This window comes from uncultured Oscillibacter sp., assembly GCF_910579365.1.
In the GTDB taxonomy this organism is placed as follows: domain Bacteria; phylum Bacillota; class Clostridia; order Oscillospirales; family Oscillospiraceae; genus Oscillibacter.
The window spans coordinates 1-7,774 of the sequence record NZ_CAJTUX010000091.1 but is presented as its reverse complement, the minus strand read 5'-3'; the positions used below and the strand labels follow the sequence as shown (position 1 = coordinate 7,774).

Genomic DNA, 7,774 nt, shown 5'->3' with positions numbered 1-7,774 from the left:
AAAGGAAAATGATTTCCCGGTTCTTCTCCGGCAGAGATAACAGGGCGGCGGCAAGAACCCTAAAAGTAAAACCGTTGCGGTACAACGGTTTTACAAGTTAATATCGTGATTTTTAGAAGTTTTTTATAGACAGTGGTTGCGCATCACCGTGTACCCCTAGTTCCTCTCCACGCGGAATACTGGCATGGTTCTCCGCTCCTTTTGGTGTCTGGACATGAAAAAACGCCGCAGACTTTTTCAAAATCTGCGGCGTTGGCCTGTCCTTGCACTATTTGGTTTTTTGTGTTCCCACACTCCATATCAATGACGACCGAAACGATGATGTAGTCCTCGACGCGCTTATTGCGGAGTTTATCTCCCTCGGCATCGAACACCACATGTCGGGCAAAGTGCTGGAAACGCAGGATTTCTACAAGTTTTCTCTTTGTAGCAGCACAATAGTCTCCACGTGCCGCGTCCCCGGGAACATATCCACCGCCACAGCGCGAACGGCCTGATAGCCGTGTCCGGCAAACAGCTTCACGTCCCGACCCAGCGTGGCCGGGTCACAGGAAACATATACGATCCGCTTTGGCCCCATAGCGGCTGCCGAGGCGATAACCTCGGGGCTGAGGCCCTTCCGGGGCGGGTCTACCGTAATCACATCCGGCCGCAGTCCCTGCGCCTCCAGCATGGCGGCGGTTTCCGCCGCGTCGCCGCAGAAAAACTCCACATTCTTCACGTCGTTCCGCTCCGCGTTTTCCCTGGCGTCCCGAATGGCGGCGGGAACAATTTCCGCGCCGATGGCCCGCGTTACATGCCTTGCCAGACAAAGCGTGATGGTTCCCGCGCCGCAGTATAGGTCCAGCGCCGTCTCGTCTCCGGACAGGCCGGCAAATTCCAGCGCCTTGCCGTAAAGAATCTCCGCCTGCTCCCGGTTCACCTGATAGAAAGAGGGGACCGACAGCTTGAATTCCAGGCCACAGAGGGTGTCCATGATAAAGTTCTGCCCCCAGATGGTTCGGTACTGGTCCCCCAAAATGACGTTGCCCTTTTTCGTGTTGACGTTCAGCACCACGCCCACGGTTTTTGGCGCGGCCGCCAGAACCAGGGCGGCCAGCTCCGCTTCCCGGGGGAGCTTCCGGCCTGCCGCCGTCACGCAGCAAAGACTCTCTCCCCGCCGGTTGGTCCGAATGTAGATATGCCGGACCAGACCTTTGCCGGTGCGCTCGTCATAGGCGGAGATTTTATAGCGCTTCATCCAGCTGCCCACGGCCCGGGCGGTCCGGTCACAGATTTCCGGCTGGAGGAGACAGCGGTCCACGGGAACCACCTGATGCGTGCGGGCCTGGAAGAAACCGATTTCTCCCTGGGGCCCTACGGGGTATTGACATTTATTGCGGTAATGATTGGGATTTTTCGCCCCCAGAATCTCCTCCACCGAAACCTGGGAACCGCCCAGGCGGGCCAGGGCATCCTGCACGCGCCGGCGCTTGGCCCACAGCTCCTCCTGATAGCTCAAATGCCGGAAATCACAGCCGCCGCACTTCCCAAAATAGGGGCAGTCGGGGACGGCCCGCTCCGGGGAGGGCGCGTGGATTTTCACGATTTCGCCCAAGGCGTGGGTTTTCATCACGCGGGTAATCCGCAGATCGATGGTCTCCCCCCGGATGGCCTGGGGCACGAAGACCACGGCGCCGTTCACGCGGAGGACGCCGGGCCCCTCGCTGGAATAACCCTCCACCTGGGCGGTATAGACTTGTCCGTTCTTCAGCAATTCCATATGTCGGGCGCTCAGGCCTCCCACTTTTCAAGCAGCTGGCGCAGCTGGTCGGCGTACTTGGCCAGGGACTTGTTGTCCCGGCCCCGGCTGCGCTTGATGAACTCGGTGAGCATTCCGCCCACGGACACCAGACGCTCGTAAGCCGGGGTGCCCTTGGAGCCGCTGACGGTCTTGACCTTCCGCTCCGGCAGGTAGCCGCGCTCCAGCATGGTGTTGGACGCCAGGTCGTAAACCTCGGTGTACTGGGGCGCGTGGGCGGGGATGCCCATGGTCTGGAGTTTCTGGGCAAAGAAGGGGGCGACCTCCCGGTCTCCGTGGACCACGAAGACGTGCTGGGGCTTGGGCTCCTGGAAACCGGAAATCCACTTCAGAAGATGGTCCCGGTCCGCGTGGGAACTCAGGCCGGTGAAGTTCTCCAGCCGGGCCTGCACCGTGATCTCCTCGCCGAAGAGCTTCACGCTCTTGGCCCCCTCCAGCAGCTGCCGGCCAAGGGTGCCCTCGCCCTGGTAGCCCACGAAAAGGATCGTGCACTCCGGACGCCAGAGGTTGTGCTTCAGGTGGTGCCGGATGCGGCCCGCGTCGCACATGCCGGAGGCCGAGATGATGACCTTGGGGGTCCGGTCTTCGTTCAGGGCCTTGGACTCCTCGCTGGTCTCCGTAATGCAGAGGTTGGGGAAGCGGAACATGTTGGTGCCCTTGCGCACCAGCCACACCGCGTCGTGGTCCATATAGCCCCGGAGGTCGCCGTCAAAAATAGTGGTGGCCTTTTTCGCGAGGGGCGAGTCGATGTACACCGGGAAGTCCGGACAGGAGCGGACCATGTGCTGCTCTTTGATTTCCCGGATGAAATACAGCAGCTCCTGCGTGCGGCCCACGGCGAAGGAGGGGATGATGACATTGCCGCCCCGGGCCATGGTCTCGTCAATGATGCGGGCCAGATTGTCGGTGTAGGCCCAGCTCTCCGGGTGGTTCCGGTCGCCGTAGGTGGATTCCATCACCACATAATCCGCCCCGGTGATCTGCACGGGGTCCCGGATGACGGGCTGGTTGATGTTGCCGATGTCCCCGGAGAAGACGATGCTCTTTTTCACGCCGTTTTCCGTCAGGTCCATGATGATGAACGAGGAGCCCAGGAGATGGCCCGCGTCGGTGAACTCCACCTCCACCCCCTCGCACAGCTGGACGAACTGGCCGTATTCGCAGGTGGTCATGAACTCCGAGACCCGCTCCGCGTCCTCCACGGTGTACAGGGGCTCGGTTTTGGGAGAGCCGGAACGCTCGCCCTTGCGGTTTTTCCACTCCGCGTCCTGTTCCTGAATGTGGGCGGAGTCCAGCAGCATGATCTCCAGCAGCTGGGCGGTGAGGCGGGTGGTGAGAATGCGGCCCTGGAAGCCCTGCTTAATCAGCATGGGAATCCGGCCGGAGTGGTCGATGTGGGCATGGGTTACCAACACGAAGTCGATGGTATTGGCGGCGAAGGGAAACTCGCCGTTGCTGACCTCGTCCCGGCCCTGCTGCAAACCGCAGTCGATGAGAATGCGCTTGCCGTTGATGTCCAGGCAGTGGCAGCTGCCGGTGACGCATTGGTCCGCGCCGTAAAAGCTGAGCTTCATATAGGGGTCCTCCTTATCATGGTCTGCCTCTGGTCTTGATAAAAACATGATAGCACATTTCGACGGAATATACAATGAGCAAACCAATTTTTTTGCCGGACTTGGAGGAAACGTCCAGTGAGAGAACAGATCTGTGCGGAGGCGGCGGGGGAGGGCGGCGGTGTGGGAAAGCCGCCGGGCGGGGAACGGCGGCCGTTTTGTGAACTTTTTTTGGAGATTCCCGATTTCCTTTGCATTCCAGGGAAAACTGTGGTAAGCTATGCTTGTTTTTCTATGAATATTTTTATCTTCCCCCTTGGGGAAGCTTGAAATCAGAAAGGAAGTTTCAAACGATCATGGGTCTGATGCAGAAAATTTTCGGCGACTACAGCTCCCGGGAACTGAAATCCATTTACCCCATCGTGGACAAAATTGAGTCTATGGCCAACGATTACAAGGCCATGACAGATGCCCAGCTTCAGGCGAAGACGGCGGAATTCCAGGAGCGCCTTGCAAACGGAGAGACGCTGGACGACATCCTTCCGGAGGCCTTCGCCACCGTTCGGGAGGCGTCGGACCGGGTATTGGGTCTCAGGCCCTACCGGGTGCAGCTGGTGGGCGGCATCGTCCTTCACCAGGGCCGGATCGCCGAGATGAAGACCGGCGAGGGCAAGACGCTGGTGGCCACTCTGCCCGCCTATCTCAACGCTCTGGCGGGGAAGGGCGTCCACATCGTCACTGTCAACGACTACCTGGCCAAGCGTGACTCGGAGTGGATGGGCAAGGTTCACCGCTTCCTGGGGCTGAAGGTGGGCCTCATCGTCCACGGCCTGACTTCCAAGCAGCGCCAGGAGGCTTATGCCGCCGATATCACCTACGGCACCAACAACGAGATGGGCTTCGACTACCTCCGGGACAATATGTGCATCTACGCCTCGGAGCTGGTCCAGCGGGGTCATGCCTTCGCCATCGTGGACGAGGTGGACTCCATCCTCATCGACGAGGCCCGGACGCCCCTCATCATCTCCGGCCAGGGGGAGAAGTCCACCCAGATGTACGATATGACGGAGATGTTTGTGTCCAAGCTCAAAAAGCAGGTGGTGGTCCAGGTGGACAATAAAGAGGAAGAGGCCGCCGACATCGACGCGGATTACGTGGTGGACGAGAAGGCCAAAACCGCCACCCTCACCGCCCGGGGCATCGCCAAGGCGGAGGAGTATTTCCATGTGGAGAATCTCTCCGACCCCTCCAATTCCACCATCAGCCACCATATCAATCAGGCCCTCAAGGCCCACGGCACCATGAAGCGGGACATCGACTATGTGGTGAAGGACGGCGAAGTCATTATCGTGGACGAGTTCACCGGCCGCCTCATGTTTGGCCGGCGGTATTCCAACGGCCTCCACCAGGCCATCGAGGCTAAGGAGCATGTCAACGTCAACAGTGAGAACCGGACCCTGGCCACCATCACCTTCCAGAACTATTTCCGGCTTTACGACAAGCTCTCCGGCATGACCGGAACGGCCATGACGGAGCAGGAGGAGTTCGGCACCATCTACAACCTGGACATCATCGAGATTCCCACCAACCGCCCCAACCAGAGAGACGACCACCATGACGTGGTCTACAAGACGGAGGCGGGGAAGTTCCGGGCCGTGATCCAGCAGATCAAGGAGTGCCATGAGAAGGGCCAGCCGGTCCTGGTGGGCACCGTGTCCATTGAGAAAAACGAGCTTCTCAGCAAGCTCCTGGCCCGGGAGGGCATCAAGCACAACCTCCTCAACGCCAAGAACCACGAGAAGGAGGCGGAGATCGTTGCCCAGGCGGGCAAGCTGGGGGCCGTCACCGTGGCCACCAACATGGCGGGCCGCGGCACCGATATCATGCTGGGAGGCAACGCCGAGTATCTGGCCCGGGCGGACCTGACCAAGGCGGGCTACTCTGACGAGGTGATTACCGACGCCACTGGCTACGCCGATACCGACAACCAGGAAATCCTGGAGGCGCGGAAGCTCTTTGCGGAGAAGCTGGCCCAGCACAAGGCGGAGATTGCCAGCGAGGCGGATCAGGTCCGGGAGGCCGGAGGCCTGTTCATCATCGGCACGGAGCGCCACGAGTCCCGCCGGATTGACAACCAGCTCCGGGGCCGTGCCGGCCGCCAGGGCGACCCCGGCGAGACCCGGTTCTATATCTCCCTGGAGGACGACCTGATGCGCCTCTTCGGCGGGGACCGGATTACCAATATGATGGAGCGCTTCGATCTGGACGAGGACACGCCCATTGAGAACCGGATGCTGACCAAGGCCATTGAGAACGCCCAGACCACCGTGGAGTCCCGGAATTTCCAGTCCCGGAAATCCGTGCTGGAGTACGACGATGTGATGAACAAGCAGCGGGAGCTGATTTACGGGCAGCGCCGCCAGGTACTGGACGGCATGGACATCAAGGACACTGTGCTGAACATGATGCGCACCTCCATCAGCAACCACGTGGGGCTGTCCTTCGGCGAGCACCAGCATCTGGACGCCGCCGGATACCGGGAGATGCTCCGGGGACTTGAGGGCATGTACTTCGCCAAGGGCGCGGTGAACATTTCGGAGACGGAGGCGGCCCAGAAGGGGCAGGAGGAGCTTGACCAGGCCTTTATCGCTGCCGCCGAGAGTTTCTACGAGGCCAAGGAGGCGGAGATCACCACCCCCATCATGCGGGAGCTGGAGCGGGTCATTATGCTCCGGGTGGTGGACGAGTACTGGATGGACCACATCGACGCCATGACCGAGCTGCGCCAGGGCATCGGCCTGCGGGCCTACGGCCAGTCCGACCCGGTGGTGGAGTACAAGCGGGAAGGCTTCGATATGTTCGAGCAGATGATCAACGCCATCCAGGAGGAGACCCTGCGGCGGCTGTTCACCGTGCGGCTCAAGACCAACGAGGAGCTGCGCCGGGAGCGGGTGGCCAAGGTCACCGGACAGTCCGGCGGGGCGGACGGCACCGTGAAGAAGCAGCCGGTGAAGAAGGCCGCCAAGATCGGCCGCAACGACCCCTGCCCCTGCGGCTCGGGCCTGAAGTGGAAAAAGTGCACCTGCCCGGAGTACCATAAGGACGTTTGAGTATGCGCCAAGCCTTCCCCCTGCAAGGGGGAAGGTGGCACCGCCGCAGGCGGTGACGGATGAGGGTGCGGACAGGTGGTGCGCGCTGTGTCCAAATTTGGAGGACGGGTGCGCTGTACGGACGCCCCCTCACCCGCCCCCTTCCCCCTGTGGGTGGAGGGCATTCCGCCATTCCTCCTGCCTGAAGCCATCTTGCGGCATAGGGATTTCATCCATAAAGGAGAGCTTATGAACATCATCGAGCAGACCCAAAACGGCGTCGTCTTTTTCCAGTCCGACGGCATCGCCGCCGCCGGGGGCGCGGCCCACGGCTTCTCCACCCGCCTGGGCGGCGTGTCCCAGGGGATGTGGGAGTCCCTGAATTTGGGCGTGGGCCGGGGGGACGACCCCGACCACGTCCGGGAGAACTACCGCCGCTTTTTCCAGGCCGTGGGCGCGGAGGGCGGCAGGATCGCCGTCACCAACCAGGTCCACGGCGGCGCGGTGCGCACCGTCACCACCGCCGACGTGAGGCCCGACCCCTGCGGCAAGCCCCCCTATGAGGCGGACGGCCTGATGACCGACCTGCCCGGGGTGGCGCTGGTGGTGTACTCCGCCGACTGCATCCCCATCCTGTTTTACGACCCGGTGCGCCGGGTGATCGCCGCCGTCCACGCGGGCTGGCGGGGCACCGCCGCGGGCATCGCCACCGCCGCCGTCCAGCGGATGGAGACGGTGTACGGCTGCGACCGGGGGGACATCCTGGCCGCCATCGGCCCGGGCATCGGCCCCGACTGCTTCGAGACCCACGAGGACGTGCCCAACGCCATGACCGCCGCGCTGTCCACCGCCGTCCTCCAGCACATTAAGATTAAGGCCAACGGCAAGTTTTCCGTGGATCTGAAGGGCATCAACGCCATGCGCCTGGAGCAGGCCGGGCTGGACCCGGCCCACATCGCCGTCAGCGATATCTGCACCGCCTGCCGCTCCGACCTGTTCTGGAGCCACCGGAAGCTGGGCACCAACCGGGGATCCATGGCCGCCGCCGTCCAGCTGGTATGAGGCGGTGGCTCTCCCTGCTGCTGGCGGCCTGCCTGGGGCTGAGCCTTTTGGGCTGCGGCCCGGAGGATCCGGCGCCCGCTCCCTCCGCTTCGCCCACCCCCTCCGCCGCCCCCAGCCAGGCCCCGGAGGCGGCCCGGTTCAGCCTGGGCTACGACCCCGCCGCCTCCCTCCACCCCCTCACCGGCGCCAGCCAGGTCAACCAGGACCTGACGGGGCTGGTGTACCAGGGGCTGTACGAGCTGGACGGCCAATTTGTCCCCCGCCCGGTG

At 62.2% G+C, this 7,774-nt stretch carries 4 protein-coding genes and 1 pseudogene; 3 read left to right on the top strand and 2 right to left on the bottom strand.

All coding sequences use genetic code 11. The features are described 5' to 3' along the window. Window positions 1-409: 409 nt before the first annotated feature. Together rlmD and QZ329_RS14020 are read right to left on the bottom strand one after the other, a co-directional pair. On the bottom strand, window positions 410-1,762 hold the full coding sequence (gene rlmD, locus QZ329_RS14025; protein ID WP_295753624.1) for a 23S rRNA (uracil(1939)-C(5))-methyltransferase RlmD: 1,353 nt from the start codon (window positions 1,760-1,762) through the stop codon (window positions 410-412). An 11-nt stretch (window positions 1,763-1,773) separates the two neighbouring features. Further along, window positions 1,774-3,375 (bottom strand): MBL fold metallo-hydrolase, encoded by a 1,602-nt coding sequence (locus QZ329_RS14020; protein WP_295753623.1) that lies wholly within the window; start codon window positions 3,373-3,375, stop codon window positions 1,774-1,776. Window positions 3,376-3,710: 335 nt separating this feature from the next. On the opposite strand from QZ329_RS14020, the gene secA reads away from it, so the two are divergent. The 3 genes and pseudogenes from secA to QZ329_RS14005 all read left to right on the top strand — a co-directional run. Further along, window positions 3,711-6,464, top strand: a complete 2,754-nt coding sequence (secA, locus tag QZ329_RS14015) for a preprotein translocase subunit SecA (RefSeq protein ID WP_295753622.1) — start codon at window positions 3,711-3,713, stop codon at window positions 6,462-6,464. A gap of 228 nt (window positions 6,465-6,692) precedes the next feature. Next, entirely contained in the window at window positions 6,693-7,505 is an 813-nt protein-coding gene (gene pgeF / locus QZ329_RS14010; RefSeq protein ID WP_295753621.1) for a peptidoglycan editing factor PgeF, read from the top strand. Beyond that, window positions 7,502-7,774, top strand: a pseudogene (locus QZ329_RS14005) (peptide ABC transporter substrate-binding protein); the annotation flags it as partial. The gene pgeF and the pseudogene QZ329_RS14005, both read left to right, overlap by 4 nt.

What these genes read in the sequence shown, in the direction of transcription:
- rlmD (WP_295753624.1), bottom strand. Translation starts at nt 1,762, where the DNA reads ATGGAATTGCTGAAGAACGGACAAGTCTATACCGCCCAGGTGGAGGGT.
- QZ329_RS14020 (WP_295753623.1), bottom strand. Translation starts at nt 3,375, where the DNA reads ATGAAGCTCAGCTTTTACGGCGCGGACCAATGCGTCACCGGCAGCTGC.
- secA (WP_295753622.1), top strand. Translation starts at nt 3,711, where the DNA reads ATGGGTCTGATGCAGAAAATTTTCGGCGACTACAGCTCCCGGGAACTG.
- pgeF (WP_295753621.1), top strand. Translation starts at nt 6,693, where the DNA reads ATGAACATCATCGAGCAGACCCAAAACGGCGTCGTCTTTTTCCAGTCC.